Here is a 19,398-nt window from a genome sequence, read left to right on the forward strand (position 1 = left end):
TCAGCCGAAACACCGCAATCGGGCTACCTCCCCGCTACTTCCTCCAGTTCCCGCTTCTCCTCGTCCGTGAGCGCGGACGGGGCGGCGGGGCGGCGGCGCCGGGCGTTGGCCCAGACCACGGCGGCGCCGCCGATCAGCACGGCGAAGGGGCCGAGCCAGAGCAGCGCCGTGCCCGCGTTGAAGGGCGGTCGCAGCAGCACGAACTCGCCGTAGCGGTCGACCAGGAAGGTGCGGATTTCGGCGTCGCTGGCCCCCTTGGTCAGCTTCTCGCGGACGATGAGCCGCAAATCGCGCGCAAGCGGCGCGTCGCTGTCGTCGATGGACTGGTTCTGGCAGACGAGGCAGCGCAGCTCGGCCGAGATGGCGCGGGCGCGCGCCTCCAGCACCGGGTCCTTGAGGATTTCGTCGGGCTGCACTGCGAGCGCCGGCGCGGCCTGGGACAAAGCGGCGAAGGCGAGCGCCAGGACGGCGGCGGCGAGGCGGCGGGCGCGCATGGGCGTCACTCCGCCGGGGCCGGAACGGCGGCGCGCGCCGGAGCGGGCGCGCCGATGCGGGCGCGCCGGTCGAGCAGCGACAGCCCGCCGCCGAGCGCCATCACCACCGCGCCGAGCCAGATCAGCAGCACCATCGGCTTCCAGTAGAGCCGCAGCCCCGCGGCGTTGGGCTCGATCTCGCCGACGCTCGCGTAGACCTGGCCGAGGCCGAGCGTCATCAGCCCCGCCTCGCTGGTCGGCATCGAACGGCCCACCATGACGCGCTTGCCCGGTTCCAGCACGCCGAGGGACTGGCCGTCGCGCGTCACGCGCAGGCGCGCCACCGTCTCGCGGTAATCCGGACCGTTGCGCGGCGTCACCGCCTCGAGCGTCACGGTGTAGTCTCCCAGGCGCGTGCTCTGGCCCGGCTGGAGCGTCACGATCGACTCGACGCCCCACGCCGTCGCGGCGATGCCGATGACGGTGACGCCGACGCCGGCGTGCGACAGCGCCGTGCCCCAGGCCGAGCGCGGCAGACCCGCCGCGCGGCGCAGCATCACGCCGAGCCCAGCGCCGCGCCGCCAGGCGCGCGTCGCGATCTCGGTGGCCGAGCCGAGGATGAGATAGACGCCGAGGCCGACGCCCACCGGCGCGAGCACGGGACCGCCCACCGTCAGGGCTAGGATGACGATGGCGACCACCACGCCCACGGCGATGGCGAAGGCGAGGCGCTGCGCCACGCCGAGCAGGTCGCCGCGCTTCCAGGCCAGCGACTGGCCGAACGGGATGGCCAGCATCAGCGGGAAGGCGAGCGGCAGGAAGGTGGCGTTGAAGAAGGGAGCGCCGACAGAGATCTTCGACGGATTGTCGGGGCTCCACCAGCCGGTCACGGCCTCCAGAGCCAGCGGGTAGAGCGTGCCGACGAACACCGTCGCGCACGCCGTGGCGAGCAGCAGGTTGTTGAGCACCAGCGCGCCCTCGCGCGACACGGGCGCGAACACGCCGCCCTGCCGCAGCACCGGCGCGCGCCACGCGAACAGGGTCAGCGCGCCGCCGATGAACACGACCAGGATGGCGAGGATGAAGACGCCGCGCGCGGGGTCGGAGGCGAAGCTGTGGACGGACGTCAGCACGCCCGAGCGCACCAGGAACGTGCCGATGAGCGACAGCGAGAAGGCGAGGATCGACAGCAGCATCGTCCAGACCTTCAGCGCGTCGCGCTTCTCCATCACGACGGTGGAATGCAGCAGCGCCGTGCCCGCCAGCCAAGGCATCAGCGAAGCATTCTCGACCGGGTCCCAGAACCACCAGCCGCCCCAGCCCAGCTCGTAATAGGCCCAGTAGGACCCCATCGCGATGCCGAGCGTCAGGAAGCACCAGGCGGTAAGCGTCCACGGCCGCACGAAGCGCGCCCACACGGCGTCGATGCGGCCCTCGATCAGCGCGCCCACGGCGAAGGAGAAGGCGATCGAGAAGCCGACATAGCCGAGGTAGAGCAGCGGCGGGTGGATCGCCAGGCCGGGGTCCTGCAGGATCGGGTTCAGGCCGTCGCCCTCGAACGGGGCCGGCGCGACGCGGGCGAACGGGTTGGACGTCGTCAGGATGAACAGCAGGAAGGCCGCGGCCACCGCCCCCTGCACCGCGAGCACGTTGGAGAGCAGGCGCGCCGGCATCCGCCCGCCGCGCGCCGCCACGAGGCCCGCGAACAGCGCCAGGATGAGCACCCAGAGCAGCATCGAGCCCTCGTGGTTCGCCCACACGCCGGAGATCTTGTAGGCGAGCGGCTTCATCGAGTGCGAGTTCTGGACGACGTTCATCACCGAGAAGTCCGAGCCGACATAGGCCCAGGTGAGCGCGCCGTAGCTCAGCGCCACCATCACCAGCATGGCGAAGGCCGCCGGACGGGCCACGGCCATGAGCGCGGGATCGCGCGCCGCGGCGCCCCACATCGGCACCACGGCGAGCACCAGCGAGAGGGCGAAGGCGAGGACGAGAGCGTAATGGCCGGCTTCGACGATCATGAGCCTGTTCCGTCGCGCCCGGGTTTGAAGGCCCGAGCCGGGGTCCCGGTTACTTCTGGGCGGAGGCCGGCGTGGCCCCCGTCTTTTCGGGCGCGTGCTGCCACACGCCCTGCTTCTTCAACGCATCCGCGACCTCGCGCGGCATGTATTTTTCGTCGTGCTTGGCGAGCACGCTGTCGGCCTTGAAGACGCCGTCGGCCTCCAGCACGCCTTCCGCCACCACGCCCTGCCCCTCGCGGAACAGGTCCGGCAGCAGCCCCCGGTAGCGAACGGGCACGTCCTTGGCCGTGTCCGTCACCTCGAAGCGCACCGTCTGGTCCGGCCCGCGCTGCAATGTGCCTTCCTTGACGAGCCCGCCGATGCGCAGCCGCGTGCCGGGCTGTACGCCCTTGGCCGCGATCTCGCTGGGGCCGTAGAAGAACACAATGGTGTCGCGCATGGCGAAGAGGACGAGCCCGGCGGCCACGCCGATTACGGCGAGCGCGGCGCCGATCACCGTCAGCCTGCGCTGCTTGCGCGTCATGGCTCAGGACCCTCCGATGTTGAGTTCGCGCCCGAGGCTGTCGAGCCGCCCCCGCCCGGCCTCGTCGCCGGAAAGCGCCGCGCGGCCGCGCGCCAGCGCGTCGCGCGCCTTGTCTGGCTCGCCGAGCACGGCGTAGGAGCGCACCAGCCTGATCCAGCCCTCGACGTCCGACCCGTCCTGCGCGAGCCGCGCGGACAGGTTCTCGACCATGCCGCGAATGGCGGCCATGCGCTCGCCCTCGGGCATCGCCGCGATGGCGCCGGCGGGCGAGTCCGCCGTGTCGGCCGGCGGCGCTCCCAGCGACGCGAGGCGGGCGTTGAGCGTGGCGGCGAGCGCGCTGCCCGCCGGGGCCTGCGAGGCCAGCGCGCGATAGGCGGCGATGGCCGCCTGGGCGTCGCCCTCCTGCTCGGAGGCGAGCGCCCGATAGAAGCGCGCCTTGACGGTCGCGGGGTCGATCTTCAGCGCGCTGTCGAAGGCCTGCCGCGCGTCGGCTGAGACGATGCCGTTGTTCGAGGCGACCAGCGCCTCGCCGTAGTTCTCGAGCCGGCGCGGCGTTTCGCCGAGGATGCGGATGGCGTTGGACCAGGCGCGCGCCGCGTCGTCGTAGCGGCCGGCGTTCATGTAGACCGGCGCGATGACCTCGTGGCCCTGGCCGTCGTCGGGCTTCTGGGCGAGATGCGCCTCGATGCGCGCCATCGCCTCTTGCAGGTCGATCTGGCCGGGATCCCTGGCGCGGTCCACCCTGGCCGAAAGCGGCATCGAGGGCATGTCCGGCTGGCCCAGGCGCAGGTAGAGCGGCAGGCTGAGGAGCGGAATGCCGACCAGCGCCAGCAGCGCGGCCACGCGGCGGCGGCGCAGGGACGCTCCGCCTCCGGCGTGTTCCGTCGCCTTGTCGCGCCGCGCCGCGCCGAGCAGGCGGCGCGCGGCCTCGACCCGCGCCGTCTCGGCGTCGGCGGGGTCGATGAGCCCGCGCTCGGCGTCGCGCTCGATCTCGGCGAGCTGCGTGCGATAGAAGGCGGCGTCGGTGGCCGTCTCGCCGGGCGCGGACGCCGCCGGGGCTTGGCGCGACAACGGCAAAAGGACGGCGAAAACCGCCGCCCCCGTCAGCAGAGCCAGGACGATCCAAACGAACATGGCCATCGCTTACAGGCGCTTTAAGGCAAGGTCACGCCCAAATTGACGAAGGCCCGGTCCGGGCTTTTCCGGACCGGGCCAATTCTCGCGAGCGCGAGGGGTCGGACGCTACCGCGCTTGGCGGATCAGCTCACGATTTCCCACGAGCCGTCCGGGTTGCGGCAGGCGGTGCCGGAGCCGGACTGCGGACGCCCGTCGATATAGATCGTGTGGGTGTAGCGGCGGCAGGTGCCGGAGTTGTCGACATAGACCGGGCCCGGATCGACATAGCCGTAGGCGCCGCTGGGGGCGCGCCACTGCGAACGGGAGCCGCTGGCGACCGCGCTGTACTGCGCGTTATAGGCGCGCGCCTGCGCCTCCTGGTCGAGGTTGCGCCCGATCTGGTTGCCGAGGAAGCCGCCGATCATGGTGCCCGCCATCACGGCCGCGACCTTGCCCGCGCCGCCGCCGAAGCGGCTGCCGATCAGGCCGCCGGCCACCGCGCCGATCACGGTGCCGCCGGCCTCGTTCGGACCGGTCTGTGGCGAACAGCCCGCCGCGCCCAGCGAAAGAAGGACCGCCATGCTCGCGGCGATGATTTTTGTCTTCATGTCGAGAATCGCTCCGGGTGAATGAGTCGCAGGGCACCAGCAAAAGTCGATCCGGCCTCCTGTCAAGCGTAGGCTGGACGCTGATCTTGCCCGCACGATGGCGAAACCGACCCGCGAACAGGCCGGAATGTGCGCGAATTCACGCCGGCGGGCGGCGCGGGGCGTCGTTTCGGGCGAAGCGGCCGGAGAATTCTCACACGGCGGGCAGGACGAGGCTGGCGCGCAGGCCGCCCAGCGGCGAATCGTCCAGCGTCAGACGGCCGCCATACAGCCCGGCGAGGTCGGCGACGATGGACAGGCCGAGCCCGGAGCCCGGCTTCGACTCGTCCAGCCGAACGCCCCGCCGCAGCATCTCGTCGCGCACGTCGCCGGGCAGGCCCGGGCCGTCGTCGTCGACCAGCACGCGCAGGAACGGCCGGCCGTCCTTGTCCGGCGCGGACCCCACGGTGACGAGCACGCGGCTCGCCGCCCATTTGCCCGCGTTGTCGACGAGGTTGCCGACCATCTCCTCGAGGTCCTGCCGCTCGCCGCGGAAGCGCAGCTCCGGCTCGCCCTCGCGGGCGAAGGCGACGTCCCGGTCGCGATAGATCTTGGCGGATGTGCGCAGGATGCCGTCGACCACGGGGGCGATGTCGGTCGCCGCGCCCACCGAGCCGGCGCGTGCCGCGGCCCTGGCCCGCTCCAGATACCAGCTCACCTGGTCGCGCATGATGGCGGCCTGCTCGCGCACCTTGTCGCCCAACGCGCCACGGTCCGGCGCGGCCTCGTTGACGATGACTGACAGCGGCGTCTTCAGCGCGTGGGCGAGGTTGCCGACCTGGGTGCGGGCGCGGTCGAGGATCTCGCGGTTGGAGTCGATGAGCAGGTTCACCTCGGCGGCGAGCGGCGACAGGTCGTCCGGGTAGCGGCCCTCCACGCGCTCGGCCTGGCCGCGCCGGATGGCGCCGACCTCGGCCGAGAGGCGCGACAGCGGCATCAGGCCGAAGCGCACCTGGAACAGCGTCGTGGCGGCGAGCGCCAGCGCCAGCAGCACGAAGGTGAAGCCCAGCGCCCAGCGGAAGCTGGTGATCGTGCTCTCGATTTCCGCCGCGTCGGCGGCGACCTGGATGAGGAAGCGCCCGTCCTCGCCGAGGTCGATGACGCGCTCCACCATGCGCAGCTGGCGCTCGTCGGGGCCGACGGCGTAGCCTTCGCGCAATTCGCCCGGCCGCGAGCGCTGCGTCGTCTGCGGCAGGGGCGGCAGCCGGCCGCCAAACAGCGAGGTCGAGCCCTTCACCTCGGGCGGCAGGCGGTCGATGCGGGTGATCTGCCAGTACCAGCCGGAGAGCGGAAGGTCGAAACGCGGCTCGCCGAGGCTGAACGGGTCCGGCCGGTCGCTCTCGTCGGGCGAGGCGACCACGGCGACCAGCGACTTCAAATAGACGTGCAGGCGCTCGTCGAAGCCGCGCTCCGTGTTGGAGCGGTAGATGGTGGAGAGGATGACGCCGGCGATGAGCAGGATCGCCAGGCTCCATGCGGCGGAGGAGACGAACAGGCGACGCGCGATCGACTGGTCCTGGAGCGACAGCTTGCGCCAGGTCCGGCTCAAGGCGCGGCCCCGCCCTTGCCGCCCGGCGGCTGCAGGATGTAGCCGAGCCCGCGCACGGTTTGGATCACGTCGACGCCGAGCTTGCGCCGCAGCCGCCCGACGAACACCTCGATGGTGTTGGAGTCGCGGTCGAAGTCCTGGTCGTAGAGGTGCTCGACGATCTCGGTGCGCGACACGACGCGCCCGGCGTGGTGCATGAGGTAGGCGATCAGCCGGTATTCGTGCGACGTCAGCTTCACCGGGTTGCCGTCGACGGTGACGCGGCCGGCCCGGGTGTCGAGGCGCACGGGGCCGCAGGTCAGCTCGCTGGTGGCGTGGCCGGCCGCGCGGCGCAGCACGGCGCGCACCCGCGCCAGGATTTCCTCGATGTGGAACGGCTTGGTGACGTAGTCGTCCGCGCCGGCGTCGAAGCCCTGCACCTTGTCGCTCCAGCGGTCGCGCGCGGTGAGGATGATGACGGGCATGACGCGGCCGTCGCGCCGCCACGCCTGGAGCACGGCGACGCCGTCCATCTTGGGAAGGCCGAGGTCGAGGATCACGGCGTCGTAGGGCTCGGTGTCGCCCAGGAAATGACCCTGCTCGCCGTCGAAGGCGCGGTCGACGGCGTAGCCCGCCTGTTCCAGCGCGGCGACGATCTGGCGGTTCAGGTCCTTGTCGTCTTCGACGACCAGCAGACGCAAGGCGAAATCCTCACTTCTCTGCGACGATGCGGCCGGACGTCGCGTCGACGAGCACCCGCACGACCTTGCCGTCGCGCTTCAGCGCGGTGATGGAATAGACGAGCCCCGCGTCCGAGCGGCACAGCCGCGCCCGCACCGCCTCGCCCCCCACCTGCGAGCGCGCGGCCCGCAGCGCGGCGACCTGCGCGATGACGCGCTTGGCCGCCACTTCCTCGCGGATTTCGGCCTCGTTGAGGCAGCCATGCGTCTTGCCGGCGGAAGCGGCTTCGGCGCCTTGCGCGGCGATCAGCGCAAGGAAGGCGGGAACGAGAGTCCGGGCGAACGTCATGGCCGGCACTCTAGCACCGCTTCGCATGAACGCTTGCTGAATTTCGCGTGCGCAGGGCCGGGGCTTCCCCCCTGGCCCGCCTCCGCTATCCTCCTCCGCACAACCTGGAGGCGCGAGATGAGCGACCACACCCATCACGGCGAGCACGAGCCCGCCTGGAAGCACGACGGCGTCCGCGTCATCAAGGGCGACCGGCTCGACTCCAACACGGCCCAGACGCCGGGCATGTTCCGGCAGGCGGCGATCAACCACGCCCGCGTGGGCGCGCAGAAGATCTGGGCTGGCACGGTGTCGATCCAGCCGGACGCCAAGACCGGCGTGCATCACCACGGCGCGCTGGAAAGCGTCATCTACGTCGTGCGCGGCAGGGCGAGGATGCGGTGGGGCGACCGGCTGGAGTTCGTGGCGGAGGCCGGGCCGGGCGACTTCATCTACGTGCCGCCCTACGTGCCCCACCAGGAGATCAACGCCGACCCCAACGAAGTCCTCGAATGCGTGCTGGTGCGCTCCGACAACGAGGCCGTGGTCGTCAACATCACGGATGTCGAGCCGGTCGAGAAGCCGGAGACGGTCTACTGGGTGGACCCGATCCACAAGCATCCCTGACGTCGCGGCGGTGGTCCCGCGCCCTCGCCCGGTGCATGGCGGCGGCGCGAAGGCGCGGCTTGCAAGGCCCCGTTCGGCCCGCCACTCTCGCCCGGCCGCCCCGCCAGAGGACGGCGCCGGGGACAGGGGAAACACAGATGGGACGGGCTGCCGAAATTCGAGTCGCCACCTTCGACGGGCCGGGCGCGCAGCCGGTGATCAGGACGGTTCCGTGGCCGAACGTGCCGCGCAAGGCGGCCCTGCTGCAGATCGGCGCGTGCGGCGTCTGCGGGACCGACCTGCACATCCTCAAGGGCCACTGGCCCAAGCCCCTGCCCTGGCCGTTCACGCTGGGGCACGAGGTCGGCGCGGTCATCGTCGAGAAGGGCGCGGACCTCACAGAGGACTTCATGGGCAAGCCGCTCGATGTCGGCTCCAAGGTGATGATCCCGCCGCTGATGCCGTGCGGGCGCTGCCACTGGTGCCTTCACTACCCGCAGACGGCGAACAAGTGCCTGACGCCCGTCTATTACGGCCGCTACCTGGGCTTCGAGAAGGCGCCGCATCTGTGGGGCGGCTGGGCCGAGTACGTCTATGTCGATCTCGACATGCTGCCGGGCACCAAGATCTACAAGCTGCCGGACGACATGTCGCTGCGCCTCGGCGCGCTGTCGGAGCCGTTGACTTCGTGCATCAGGGGCTTCAACCGGGCGGCGCGCGCCGGCGGTTTCACCTGGGGCGACACCGTGGTCGTGCAGGGCTCCGGGCCGATCGGCATCCTCGCCGTGGCGGCGGCGCAGGAAATGGGGGCCGGCAAGGTGATCTGCGTCGGCGCGCCGGAGAAGCCCCGCCTCGAGCTCGCCCGACGCTTCGGCGCGCACGCCACCGTCGACATCGAGACGTTCAAGACGTCCGACGAGCGCATCCGGCGCGTGCGCGAACTGGCCGGCGGCTATGGCGCGGACGTGGTGATGGACTGCTCCGGCCATCCCACCGCCGGGCCCGAGGGCATCGAGTTCCTGCGCGACGGCGGCACCTATATCGAGATGGGTCAGTTCACCGACGCGGGCTCCATCGAGACCTCCTGGCACCGCATCTGCACCAAGGACATCAACCTGCTCGGCTCGTGGGGCTTCACCGCCAACGACCTGCCGCTCGGCGTCGACATGCTCTACCGCGCGCGCGACAAGTACCCGTGGCTGGACATGCAGACGATCTATCCGTTCTCGGAGCAGGGCATCAGGGACGCCGTGGCCGACGCGCTGGCCATGAGGACGGTGAAGTCGACCATCGTGCCCTTCCCCGAACTCGTCTCCTGAGCGCGAGGTCGGGGGCTCGGAGGCGTCATTGCCAAGCACGAGCCGCCACCGCTAGTTTAGCGGGCCCGCCGTGACGGATGGCCGATCGGAGCCACGACGCCGATGGATGGACTCACCGCGCCCGACGGAGTGAGTGACGGCCCGGCGCTGGAACGGCGCCTCGCCGCCATCCTGGCCCTGGACGTGGTCGGCTTCAGCCGTCTCACGGGGCTCGACGAAGAGGGGACGCTGGCGGCTCTCAAGGACCATCGGCGCAACCTCATCGATCCCACGATCCTGGCCGCCCGAGGCCGCATCATCAAATCGACCGGCGACGGACTGCTGGCGGAATTCTCCAGCTCCGTCGCCGCCGTTCGGGCCGCCGTGGTGATCCAGAAGGGCATCGTGGACCGCCAGCAAGGCCGGCCCGCAGATCGGCTCATGGCCCTGCGGATCGGGGTCCATGTCGGGGATGTGGTGGTCGACGACGCGGACCTGCTGGGCGACGGCGTCAATATCGCCGCCCGCCTGGAGGGGATCGCCGATCCCGGCGGCGTGACCATCTCGGAGGACGTCTGGCGACAGGTCCAGGGCAAGGTGGCGGTCGAGTTCGCCGACGCCGGCGAGGTGCGGCTGAAAAACATCCTGCGGCCCCTGCGCGTGTTCCGCCTCGCGAGCGCCGAGTCGCCCGGCCCGGCGGCGTCCGGCCCGGCGGCGCCCGCCCCCGCGGGGCTGGCGCTTCCGCCGCGCGAGCTGCCGTCGCTCGCCGTCCTGCCATTCCAGAACATGAGCGGCGACCCCGAGCAGGAGTACTTCGCCGACGGTCTCGTCGAGGACATTCTCACGACGCTGTCGAAGCTGACCGGCCTTCGCGTCATCGCCCGCAACTCGAGCTTCGTCTACAAGGGGCGCGCGGTGGATGTCCGCGACGTCGGCAAGCAACTGGACGTCCGCTATGTGCTGGAGGGCAGCGTGCGGCGCGCCGGCGGCCGCGTCCGGATCACCGCCCAGCTCATCGAAGCCCGGTCCGGCGACCACGTCTGGGCGGAGCGCTACGACCGGCCGGTCGACGACCTTTTCGCCGTTCAGGACGAGATCACGCTCGTGCTCGCGACCGAGCTGCAGGTGAAGCTCACCGAAGGCGAGCAGGCCCGCCGGCACTACACCACCGCAGTCAATGTCGAGGCGTGGTCCTTGTGGATGCAGGGCCTGTCGCTCTATCGCGCGGCCGTCTCGAAGGACAATTGCAGCCGGGCGCTCGCCCTGTGGCGGCAGGCCCTGGCTCTGGATCCGGACGCGCCCGCCCTCAACGCGATGGTCGGCTTCATGCATTGCGCCGACGCGCGATTTGGCTGGTGGGAGGACCGCGCGGTCGCCATCGCGCAGGCCAGAAGCTTCACCGACAAGGCCCTGCGCGGCGACCCCGAGAACCCGGACGCGCATATTTGCCTCGGCATGATCTCGATGATCGAGGGCGACTGGCCGAACGCGGTGGCCCATGCCCGACGTGCTGTGGCGGCGGCGCCCGGTTCCGCCGACGCCTCCGCGCTGGGCTCGTTCCTGCTGGCCTGCGCCGGCCATCCGCATGAGTCCGTGCCGCTGATCGAGCGCGCCATGCAGCTCAGTCCCACCTACCCGGCCAACTATCTGGGGCACCTCGGCAACGCCTACCGCCTGACGGGGCGTTTCGAGGAAGCCATCGCGGCGTTCAAGGCGTTCGATGCGCGAGCGGCGGGCTTCGGCCTCACGGACCTCGCCATCGCCTATCAGCAGACGGATCGCCCGGACCTGGCGCGGGAGACCGCAAGGCGGCTCCTGAGCCTGCGCCCCTGCTTCACGCTCGCCGGGTGGCGCGCCACCCAGTTCCGGCGCAACCAGGCCCTCCTCGACGCCGAAGTGGAGGCGCTGCGCCTGGCGGGCCTCTCCTGAAACCCGTCGCCCGGCCGCCTCCGGCCGCTCAGCCGCGAGCCACGGCGATGCACTCGATCTCGTATTTCAAGCCCGCCAGGCACCCCGTGAGCGTCGTGCGGGCCGGCAAAGGCTGCGCGAAATAGGAGCGGTAGATGCTGTTGTAGGCGGCGAGGTCGGCTGGGTCGGCTACGTAGTTGCGGGTCTGCACGACGTCGGCCAGCGTGCAGCCGGCCGCCTCCAGCACCTGTCGCATGTTGTCGAGCGAGCGCCGCATCTCCCCCTCGAAGCTGTCGGGCACGATGGCGCCGCTGGCGTCGACCGAGGCCTGCCCGGACACGAAGACGAACCCTCCCACCTTGACGCAAGGGGAAAACGGCAGGTGCGAGCGCGGCGTGTCGGCGCGCGCCGGATACTCGGGGACGAGGGTCATGCGGGCCTCCATGGCGGGTCGAGCGGGAAGATCGGGCGGCGGATCTTCCGGTAGGGCAAGGTGGTGAGATCGCTCGGGCACGGACCCGGCGTCCTCACCCAGTAGCTGCGGCCGCCCAGCCGGTCATAGGCGCGGCGGTGGGCGACGGCCGCCTTCACGCCGACGAACGAGAGACGTTCCGGCTCGATGCCCTGGGAGCGCAGCTGGCCGAGGTCGAAGGGCGGCGTCTTGCGCGAGGTGAGCAGGATGGTGACGCCGCCGCAGCGCACGGTCGCGGACGGCCCCATCTCGATGTTGACGCCCTGCGCGGCGGCGAGATGGCTGTTCACGTCCTCCAGGCGGAAACGGCCATCCGAGCGCGACAGCAACTCCATCTCGAGCTCCAGCGGGCCGGGATCGAGGCGGCTGCTGCCGCCGATGGCGCGGCGGATGCGCGTCCCCGGCGCGACAGCCGAGAAGGCCTTGACGGCCGCGGCGTCGGCGATCACGACCGCGGCGTTGTCGAGCCCGCGCGCGACGAAGGCGCGCAGGATGCTGGTGCAGTCGCCGGGCGCGCCGCCGCCGATATTGTCGGCCGGCTCGACCAGGATGCACGGCCCTGCCGGCGGACGGGCGAGCGCGTCGTCGATGGCCGCGTCGAGCTCCCATTCGGCCGGGACGCCCAGCTCGCGCTCCCGCACGGCGATCTCGCCGATGGCGTCGAGGTGGCGTTCGGCGGCCGCCGCGTCGCCGTCGGTGATGACGACGGCGGCGACGCCCGTGTGGAACGTGTCGGCGAAGGAGTAGCCGCCGACGATGCTGACGGCCCACACGGCGGGATCGTCCCTCTCGATGGCGCGGGCGCACTCGCTCATCGAGCGCATGGGCCGGTCGGCCGTGCCGGTGCCCGTCGGTGGCCAGACGAGCGGGTAGTTGCGCGACACCATGCGCGGCCGGACCCGCGTGCGCAGCGAGCGCGCGAGGAGTTCCGCCGAGAGCACCGCGGCGTCGCGTGCGTCGGCGTGCGGGTTCTCGCGGTAGCCGACGAGCCCGTCGGCGAAGCGCGCCATGCGCGGCGTGAACGTGGCGTGCAGGTCGAACACCGCGAAGAGCGGCAGGTCCGCCGCGCCGGGCAGCGACCGGATGCGCTCCAGCAGCTCGCCTTCCGGGTCGTCGGAGCCTGTCGTCACCATGGCGCCGTGCAAGGCCAGCCAGATGCCGTCCAGGCCCTCCGCCAGCGCGGGCCGGGCCATCGCCTCGAAGCGCGTCCAGAAATCCTCGAAGATGGCGTGGTCCAGCGTGCCGGAGGGCAACGTCATCGTCTCGAGCGTCGGCACGACCGTCCAGCCGTGGCGCTCCGCGACGGCGAGAAAGCCGTCGACCGTCGAGGCGTCGCCGCGCCGCGCCAGCAGCTCCGCTCCGACGCGCGTGTGCATCGCGTCGGCGCGGGTGATGTCCTCGACGAAGGTGTGCGTCTCGTGGAAGAGGCCGCCGAGAAGGATGCGTGTCATGGGGACCCTTTCTGCCTGGTGGGATCGAGCAGGCTGCGGCGTGCTTCGTCCAACGTCTCGACCAGAAGCTCCCCGATGCGCTCGCGCGTCGCGGGGCTCATGCGTGTCAGCGGCCCGGCGATGCTGACCGCCGCGATCGCGTGGCCGCTGGCGTCGAGGAGGGGCGCTCCCACGCAGGCCGCGCCCAGCTCGTTTTCCTCGACCTCTTCGACGAAGCCGCGTGCGCGGCACAGGTCGAGAATGGCTTCGAGGCGCTTGCGGTCGATGGTGGTGCGCGGCGTCACCGGCGCCAGCTGCTCCATGGCCAGGATCTGCCGGCGGGACTGCGCGGGATCGTGCGCCAGAAGCGCCCGCCCGCAGGCGGTGGAATGATACGAGGCGCGAGTGCCGGCATAGGAGGTGACGCGCAGCGACTGCGAGCCCTCCAGACTGTCGACGATGAGCACGTCGGAAGGCCCGGGCAGCGCCAGGTTCACGGTCTCGCGTGTCGAGGCGCACAGGCGCACCAGGAACGGCCGCATGAAGCCGATAAGGTCCGTGCGCCGCTCGACCGCGCGGCCGAAGGCCATCAGCTCGATGCCGAGGCGATAGGCGCCCTGGGCCGGGTCGTGCTCGACCAGCCGCACCTCGACGAGCGCCATGACGAGGTTGAACACCGTCGTCTTCACCAGCCCGGTGGCCGCGGCGATCTCGCGCAACGTCACCCAGCCGGCGTCATGGGCGGCGAGCGCCTCCAGGATCGCCTTGGCGCGGGCGATCGACTGGATGCGCGCGGTCCCCGGCGCGGCGCGGAGCGACGCGGCGCGCCTTGCGGTGTCCCGGCTGAGTGTGTCCCGGCTGAGTTCGTCGTGAGCCACGCCGTTCTCCCCTCGCCCCGGCGTCGAGGCATCGTCCTACAATATAGGACGACATTTGATGCTGTCTTCCGGCAGTGAACAGGGCTTTGCCTTGCATTTCAAGGTCCGAAGGACGGATGTTCTTCTGTATTCGCGAGTCCGCGATTGACAGCCCGCGCCGCCAAGACAATCATCGTCCTGCAAGCCTGTCTTACATTCTGCGACGGCGACGGAGCCAGGTCCGGCATGGGCGCGGACCGAGCCCAAGGCCGGCGGCAGTCAGGCCAGCCAGGGAGGGATGGTGATGCGCGACGGCGAGGGAATGCTCGAGGGTCTTGGGGAAGCTCTGAGTCGCGGTATCGAGCGCAGGACCGCGCTACGCCTCCTCGTCATGGGCGGCACGCTCGCGGCGAGCCCGCGCCTGCTGGCCCAGGGCGCCGCCCCCAAGCGCGGCGGGCGGCTGACGATCGGCGCCGACGCCGACCCCATCGGCCTCGACCCGGTGACCACCGCGGCGTTCTCCTCCTACGACTTCACCTCGCTGCTCTACACCGGCCTGCTGCGCTGGAACGCCGAGATGAAGATCGAGCCGGACCTCGCCGTCGGCTTCGAGCAGCCCAACGAGACGACCTACGTCTTCAAGCTGCGCAGCGGCGTGAAATTCCACAACGGCAAGGCGCTCGACGCCGAGGACGTGAAGGCGACGTTCGACCGCATCAAGGACCCCGCCTCGGCCAGCCCCAACGCCACGCTGTTCTCGAACATCAAATCCGTGACGGTGGTGGACCCGCTCACCGTCAGGTTCGAGCTGAGCGCGCCGAGCGCGACCTTCCTCAGCTTCCTGGCGACGAACCCGATCGGCTGCATCACCCCGCGCGGCGTCGGCGATCTCGCCACCAAGCCGGTCGGCACCGGGCCGTTCGTGTTCGAATCCTACGAGCCGAACCAGCAATTCCTGCTGAAGGCCAATCCGAACTACTACGAATCCGGCCAGCCCTACCTGGAGTCGGTCGCCTTCCGGTTCTTCAAGGACCAGGCCTCGCTGACGACGGCCCTGCGATCCAAGGCCATCGACATGACGTGGTTCAAGGACCCGCGCGTGTCGGCGCAGATCGTGCGTACCTCGCCCGATCTCGTCTCCGCGCCGGGCAAGACGACCCGCACCTTCCCGGTGTGGATGAACATGAAGGACAAGCCGCTGAACGACGTGCGCGTGCGCCGCGCGCTCAGCCTCGCCGCCAACCGGCAGGCCTGCCTCCAGACGGTGCTCGGCGGATCGGGCAAGGTCGCCGCGATGATCCCGGAGAGCCATGTCGGCGGGTATGACGGCGTCGGCGATATGCCCTACTACAAGACCGATCCGGCCGGCGCGAAGGCGCTGCTGGCGGAGGCCGGCTATCCCAACGGCATCGACCTCGGCGAGTACATCGTGGTCGCCGCCAACCCGCTCGACGTCAGCTGCGCCCAGATCCTGCAGCAGCAATGGGCGGAGGCCGGCATCAAGGTCGCGATCAAGCCGATGGAGACCGCGCCCCTGCTCGCGATGTGGGTGAAGGGAGAGTATCCGACGCTGCTCTCGGTGGCGCTGTCGTGGAGCCCGGACCCGGACGCCATCGTCTCGCGCCTGCTCTCGAGCAACGCCTATGGCAAGTCGATGGGCATGAACGACGCCGAGCTCGACGCCATGATCGTGGGCGCGCGCGCCATCCTCGATCCGGCCAAGCGGGCCGCCGCCTACCAGCAGATCCAGCGGCGCATCTGCGACCAGGCCTACGTGCTCGACATCTACCAGTATCCCCTGCGCTGGGAGGCGTGGTGGAGCTACGTGAAGGGCTACGTGCCGCTCGCCTCCAACATCCGCTCCTTCGTGCGCACCACCTGGATCGACAAGTGAGCGAAGGCGGGCGGCGGGGGCGCTAGCATGGGGGCCGGGACGATGGGGCGGATGGTGCTGCTGCGCCTCGCCCTGACCATTCCGATCCTGCTCGGCGTGTCGGTCGTGGCGTTCATGCTCATGCGCGCCCTGCCGGGCGACTTCGCGCAGGCCGCGGCCGGCACGACGTCGATCTCGGCGGAGGCGCTCGACACCATCCGCCGCCAGCTCGGCATCGACCGCCCGCTGTGGGAGCAGTACCTCGCCTGGCTGTCCGGCGCGCTCGTCGGCGATCTCGGGCGCTCCTTCGTCACCAAACGGCCGGTCGCCGCCGATCTGCTGCCGCGTTTCCTCGTCACCGCGCAGCTCACGGCGATGGCCGGCGTCATCGCGTTCGTGCTCGGGTCGGCCACGGGGCTGGCTTCCGCGCGCCTGCGCGGCAGCGCGGACTGGCTGGTCCGCGGCCTCAACAGCCTGCTGCTGGCCGTGCCCAACTTCGTCGTCGCCACGCTGATCGTGCTGCTGTTCGGGCTGTATTTCCCCAGCGTCGGCATCTTCAACTACACGCCCTTTATGCAGGATCCGCTCGCCAACCTCACCAGCCTGCTGCTGCCCGCCCTGTCGCTCGGGCTCACGGTGTCGGTGACGATCTCGGAGAACACGCGCGCCGCCGTGCTGGAGGTCTCCAGCCAGGACTATGTGATGGTGGCGCGCGCCAAGGGCCTGCCGCGCCGCGCCATCCTGCTCCACTACCTCGTGCGCAACGCGCTGACGCCGGTCATCACCGTCGCCGGCCTGCAGCTCGCCGCGCTGCTGGGCGGCAGCATCCTGATCGAGACCATCTTCACCATCCCCGGCATGGGGCAATATTTGTTCGACTCCGTCACCACGCGCGACTACCCGGCCATCCAGGCCATCGTGCTGGTCGCCGCCACCGTCGTGCTGCTGATGAACGTCGCCGTCGACATCGCCTACGCGCGGGTCGACGCCAGGGTGTCCTATGAATGACGCCGCGCCCCGGCCCGGCGCGCGTGGACGCCTGCTGCTGACGATCGGGCTCGTCATGCTCGCCGTGCTCGTGGCCGTCATGGTGCTGGGGCCGTCGCTCGCGCCCTACAGCCCGTCGCGGACGACCCCCGACTCCCTGGCCGGGCCGACGGCGCAGCACTGGCTCGGCACCGACTCGATCGGACGCGACCTGCTGAGCCGCCTCATCGTGGGCGGACGCAGCACGCTGCTCATCACCTTCGCCTCGGTGGCGCTGGCGCTGTGCGCCGGCCTCGTGCTGGGCCTCGCCTCGGGTTATCTGGGCGGGCGCGTCGACCTCGTCGTCATGCGCCTGCTCGACGTCATCTTCGCCTTCCCGGTCTTCCTGCTCGCCATCGCCGTGGTCGCGGCGCTGGGGCCGACCGTGCCCAATCTCATCCTCACCATCGCGATCGTCTACACGCCGACGCTGGCGCGCGTGGTGCGCGCCCCGGTGCTCAGCGTGAAGCGGTGGGACCACGTGGAGGCGGCGCGCAGCGTCGGCGTGCGCGAGTTCGACATCGCGACGCGCCACGTGCTGCCGCTGGTGGTGTCGCCGATCATCGTGCAGACCAGCCTGACGCTGGCCAACACCATCTTCACCGTCACGGCGCTCTCCTTCCTGGGGCTCGGGCCGCCGCCGCCCGATCCCAACTGGGGCAGCATGCTGGCGGAGGCGCGCCAGTTCATGGAACTCGCGCCGCTCACCGTGATCGGCCCCGCCATCGCCATTGTGTTCGCCTCGCTGACCTTCATCGTGCTCGCCAACGGGCTGCGCGAAGCCCTCGACGTGGGGAGCCGGTGATGAGCGACGCCGGCCCGCTCCTGCAGGTGCGCGACCTGACGGCCGCCTTCGGCCGCGCCGGCGCGGCCGCGCCGGTGGTCAAGGGAATCTCGTTCGACGTCGCCCCGGGCGAGGCCGTCGGCTTCGTCGGCGAGTCCGGCTGCGGCAAGAGCGTGACGGCGCGCGCCATCCTGCGGCTGGCGCCGGAAGGGGCCTCGGTGACGCTGGGCGGGCGCGTGGCCTATCGCGGGCGCGACCTGCTGCAGCTTCCCGCGCGAGAGATGGAGCAGGTGCGCGGACGGCGCATCGCCATGGTGTTCCAGGACCCGATGGCCTCGCTCAACCCGGTGATGACCGTGGGCCAGCAGATCGACGACATGCTGCGCCATCACCAGAACTTGTCGCGCCGCGCGGCCCGGCGGCGCACCGTCGACCTGCTCGGGCTGGTGGGCATCCGCGACCCCGCTTCGCGCGCCGACGACTATCCGCACCAGTTCTCGGGTGGCATGCGCCAGCGCGTCATGATCGCCATGGCGGTGTCGTGCGAACCCGACCTGCTGATCGCCGACGAGCCGACCACCGCGCTCGACGTGACCGTGCAGGCGCAGATCCTGCGGCTGCTGCTGCGGCTGCGGCACGAGCTGGGGATGGCGCTGATGCTGATCACGCACGATTTCGGCGTGATCGCCGGCATGGTGGAGCAGGTCTTCGTGATGCACCGGGGCGAGATCGTCGAACGCGGGGCGGTCGACGCGATCTTCCGGGATCCGCAGCACCCCTACACGCGCGCGCTGCTGGCGGCGATCCCGCGCATCGAGACGGCGAGGCGGAGCTCATGATCGAGGAGCCCCTGCTCAGCGTGCGCGACCTCCGCGTCACCTTCCCGCCGCGGCGCGGGCGGCCGGCCGTGCGCGCCGTCGAGGGCGTCTCCTTCGATTTGCGCCGCGGCGAAACGCTCGGGCTGGTGGGCGAATCCGGGTCGGGCAAGACGACGACCGGCCGCGCCGTGCTGCAATTGCAGCGGCCGAGCGCGGGGTCGGTGCGGCTGCTCGGGCGCGAGTTGACCGACATGGCCTCGGGCGACCTGCGCGCCATGCGCCGGCACATGCAGTTCGTGCTTCAGAACCCCTATACCAGCCTGCACCCGCGCATGACGGTCGGGCAGATCCTCAGCGAGCCGCTCGCCGTCCACCGCGCCGTGCCGCCGAACCGACGCGCCGAGCGCGTGGCGGAACTGTTGTCCCTGGTCCACCTCGACCCCAAGGTCGTGGACCGCTATCCGCACGAGTTCTCCGGCGGCCAGCGCCAGCGCATCGTGATCGCCCGCGCGCTGGCGGTGAACCCCGACCTCGTGGTGTGCGACGAACCCGTCTCGGCGCTCGACGTGCGGACCCAGGCGCAAATCGTGCAGCTTCTGTCGGAGCTGCAGGACAAGCTCGGCTTGTCCTACCTGTTCATCGCCCACGACCTCGCCATCGTGCGCTCCCTCGCGCACCGGCTCGCCGTGATGTTCGGCGGGCGGATCGTCGAGCTGGGCGACGCCGACCGCATCTACGAAACGCCCGTCCACCCTTACACGCAGAGCCTGCTCGACGCCGTGCCGATTCCCGATCCCGCGCTCCAGCGCGCGCGCCTGGCCCGCGTCGCACCCGAGCCCCACATCCCCCGGCACGAGGCCGACCTGTCCCCCTGCTGCTTCGGCGAGGACCACCGCGCCACCGGTCGCCCGCGCTGGCACGAGGTGGGCCCGGGCCACCACGTCTCCTGCCATTTCTGGCCGACGGCCCAGGCCGGCGCGGACGGCGCGAATGCCGGCCAGGGATAAGGC

General features: G+C 71.0%; 19 protein-coding genes. 8 read left to right on the top strand and 11 right to left on the bottom strand.

The window, feature by feature from the left end:
• Positions 1 to 23 precede the first annotated feature (23 nt).
• The 8 genes from NK718_RS04310 to NK718_RS04345 all read right to left on the bottom strand — a co-directional run bounded on the left by NK718_RS04310 (position 24) and on the right by NK718_RS04345 (position 7,337).
• The gene (locus NK718_RS04310; protein WP_254738980.1) at positions 24 to 494 is read right to left on the bottom strand and encodes a cytochrome c-type biogenesis protein; all 471 of its coding nucleotides are present in this window, start codon (positions 492 to 494) and stop codon (positions 24 to 26) included.
• Between the two features lie 5 nt (positions 495 to 499).
• Positions 500 to 2,494 carry a heme lyase CcmF/NrfE family subunit gene (locus NK718_RS04315; RefSeq protein WP_254738982.1) on the bottom strand — a complete coding sequence of 665 codons (1,995 nt, stop codon included), beginning with the start codon at positions 2,492 to 2,494 and terminating at the stop codon, positions 500 to 502.
• A gap of 49 nt (positions 2,495 to 2,543) precedes the next feature.
• Positions 2,544 to 3,017, bottom strand: coding sequence for a cytochrome c maturation protein CcmE (gene ccmE, locus NK718_RS04320; RefSeq protein WP_254738984.1), 474 nt, complete (start codon positions 3,015 to 3,017; stop codon positions 2,544 to 2,546).
• A 3-nt stretch (positions 3,018 to 3,020) separates the two neighbouring features.
• Complete coding sequence (gene ccmI, locus NK718_RS04325) at positions 3,021 to 4,151, bottom strand: c-type cytochrome biogenesis protein CcmI (protein WP_254738986.1); 1,131 nt, start codon at positions 4,149 to 4,151, stop codon at positions 3,021 to 3,023.
• Positions 4,152 to 4,276: 125 nt separating this feature from the next.
• The gene (locus tag NK718_RS04330; RefSeq protein WP_254738988.1) at positions 4,277 to 4,741 is read right to left on the bottom strand and encodes an RT0821/Lpp0805 family surface protein; all 465 of its coding nucleotides are present in this window, start codon (positions 4,739 to 4,741) and stop codon (positions 4,277 to 4,279) included.
• A gap of 193 nt (positions 4,742 to 4,934) precedes the next feature.
• Positions 4,935 to 6,329: a sensor histidine kinase gene (locus NK718_RS04335; protein WP_254738990.1), complete on the bottom strand. Its 1,395-nt coding sequence runs from the start codon at positions 6,327 to 6,329 to the stop codon at positions 4,935 to 4,937.
• Complete coding sequence (locus tag NK718_RS04340; RefSeq protein ID WP_254738992.1) at positions 6,326 to 7,009, bottom strand: response regulator transcription factor; 684 nt, start codon at positions 7,007 to 7,009, stop codon at positions 6,326 to 6,328. The genes NK718_RS04335 and NK718_RS04340 overlap by 4 nt, the downstream gene beginning before the upstream one ends.
• Positions 7,010 to 7,019: 10 nt before the next feature.
• Positions 7,020 to 7,337, bottom strand: coding sequence for a PepSY domain-containing protein (locus NK718_RS04345; protein ID WP_254738994.1), 318 nt, complete (start codon positions 7,335 to 7,337; stop codon positions 7,020 to 7,022).
• 117 nt (positions 7,338 to 7,454) lie between these two features.
• Between NK718_RS04345 and NK718_RS04350 the strand changes: the two genes are divergently transcribed.
• The 3 genes from NK718_RS04350 to NK718_RS04360 all read left to right on the top strand — a co-directional run bounded on the left by NK718_RS04350 (position 7,455) and on the right by NK718_RS04360 (position 11,149).
• Positions 7,455 to 7,943 carry a cupin domain-containing protein gene (locus tag NK718_RS04350; RefSeq protein ID WP_254738996.1) on the top strand — a complete coding sequence of 163 codons (489 nt, stop codon included), beginning with the start codon at positions 7,455 to 7,457 and terminating at the stop codon, positions 7,941 to 7,943.
• Positions 7,944 to 8,080: 137 nt separating this feature from the next.
• Positions 8,081 to 9,241: a zinc-binding dehydrogenase gene (locus NK718_RS04355; protein WP_254738998.1), complete on the top strand. Its 1,161-nt coding sequence runs from the start codon at positions 8,081 to 8,083 to the stop codon at positions 9,239 to 9,241.
• 102 nt (positions 9,242 to 9,343) lie between these two features.
• Positions 9,344 to 11,149 (top strand): tetratricopeptide repeat protein, encoded by a 1,806-nt coding sequence (locus NK718_RS04360; protein WP_254739000.1) that lies wholly within the window; start codon positions 9,344 to 9,346, stop codon positions 11,147 to 11,149.
• A 28-nt stretch (positions 11,150 to 11,177) separates the two neighbouring features.
• Here NK718_RS04360 and NK718_RS04365 read toward each other — a convergent pair whose 3' ends face one another.
• Genes NK718_RS04365 through NK718_RS21880 form a run of 3 tightly spaced genes read right to left on the bottom strand, consistent with a single transcriptional unit; the run spans position 11,178 to position 13,908 of the window.
• Positions 11,178 to 11,561 (bottom strand): RidA family protein, encoded by a 384-nt coding sequence (locus tag NK718_RS04365; protein ID WP_254739002.1) that lies wholly within the window; start codon positions 11,559 to 11,561, stop codon positions 11,178 to 11,180.
• The gene (locus NK718_RS04370) at positions 11,558 to 13,051 is read right to left on the bottom strand and encodes a M81 family metallopeptidase (RefSeq protein WP_254739004.1); all 1,494 of its coding nucleotides are present in this window, start codon (positions 13,049 to 13,051) and stop codon (positions 11,558 to 11,560) included. The genes NK718_RS04365 and NK718_RS04370 overlap by 4 nt, the downstream gene beginning before the upstream one ends.
• Complete coding sequence (locus NK718_RS21880; protein ID WP_254739006.1) at positions 13,048 to 13,908, bottom strand: IclR family transcriptional regulator; 861 nt, start codon at positions 13,906 to 13,908, stop codon at positions 13,048 to 13,050. Before NK718_RS21880 ends, NK718_RS04370 begins: the two co-directional genes overlap by 4 nt.
• A gap of 283 nt (positions 13,909 to 14,191) precedes the next feature.
• Here NK718_RS21880 and NK718_RS04380 point away from each other — a divergent pair, with 283 nt between their 5' ends.
• Genes NK718_RS04380 through NK718_RS04400 form a run of 5 tightly spaced genes read left to right on the top strand, consistent with a single transcriptional unit; the run spans position 14,192 to position 19,395 of the window.
• Entirely contained in the window at positions 14,192 to 15,781 is a 1,590-nt protein-coding gene (locus NK718_RS04380; RefSeq protein WP_254739008.1) for an ABC transporter substrate-binding protein, read from the top strand.
• 27 nt (positions 15,782 to 15,808) lie between these two features.
• The gene (locus tag NK718_RS04385) at positions 15,809 to 16,768 is read left to right on the top strand and encodes an ABC transporter permease (protein WP_254739010.1); all 960 of its coding nucleotides are present in this window, start codon (positions 15,809 to 15,811) and stop codon (positions 16,766 to 16,768) included.
• Positions 16,761 to 17,591, top strand: a complete 831-nt coding sequence (locus tag NK718_RS04390) for an ABC transporter permease (RefSeq protein ID WP_254739012.1) — start codon at positions 16,761 to 16,763, stop codon at positions 17,589 to 17,591. The genes NK718_RS04385 and NK718_RS04390 overlap by 8 nt, the downstream gene beginning before the upstream one ends.
• Complete coding sequence (locus tag NK718_RS04395; protein ID WP_254739014.1) at positions 17,591 to 18,409, top strand: ABC transporter ATP-binding protein; 819 nt, start codon at positions 17,591 to 17,593, stop codon at positions 18,407 to 18,409. The genes NK718_RS04390 and NK718_RS04395 overlap by 1 nt, the downstream gene beginning before the upstream one ends.
• Positions 18,406 to 19,395 carry an ABC transporter ATP-binding protein gene (locus NK718_RS04400; protein ID WP_254739016.1) on the top strand — a complete coding sequence of 330 codons (990 nt, stop codon included), beginning with the start codon at positions 18,406 to 18,408 and terminating at the stop codon, positions 19,393 to 19,395. Before NK718_RS04395 ends, NK718_RS04400 begins: the two co-directional genes overlap by 4 nt.
• Positions 19,396 to 19,398 lie beyond the last annotated feature (3 nt).

This window comes from Alsobacter ponti, from assembly GCF_024294805.1.
Lineage (GTDB): Bacteria > Pseudomonadota > Alphaproteobacteria > Rhizobiales > Beijerinckiaceae > Alsobacter > Alsobacter ponti.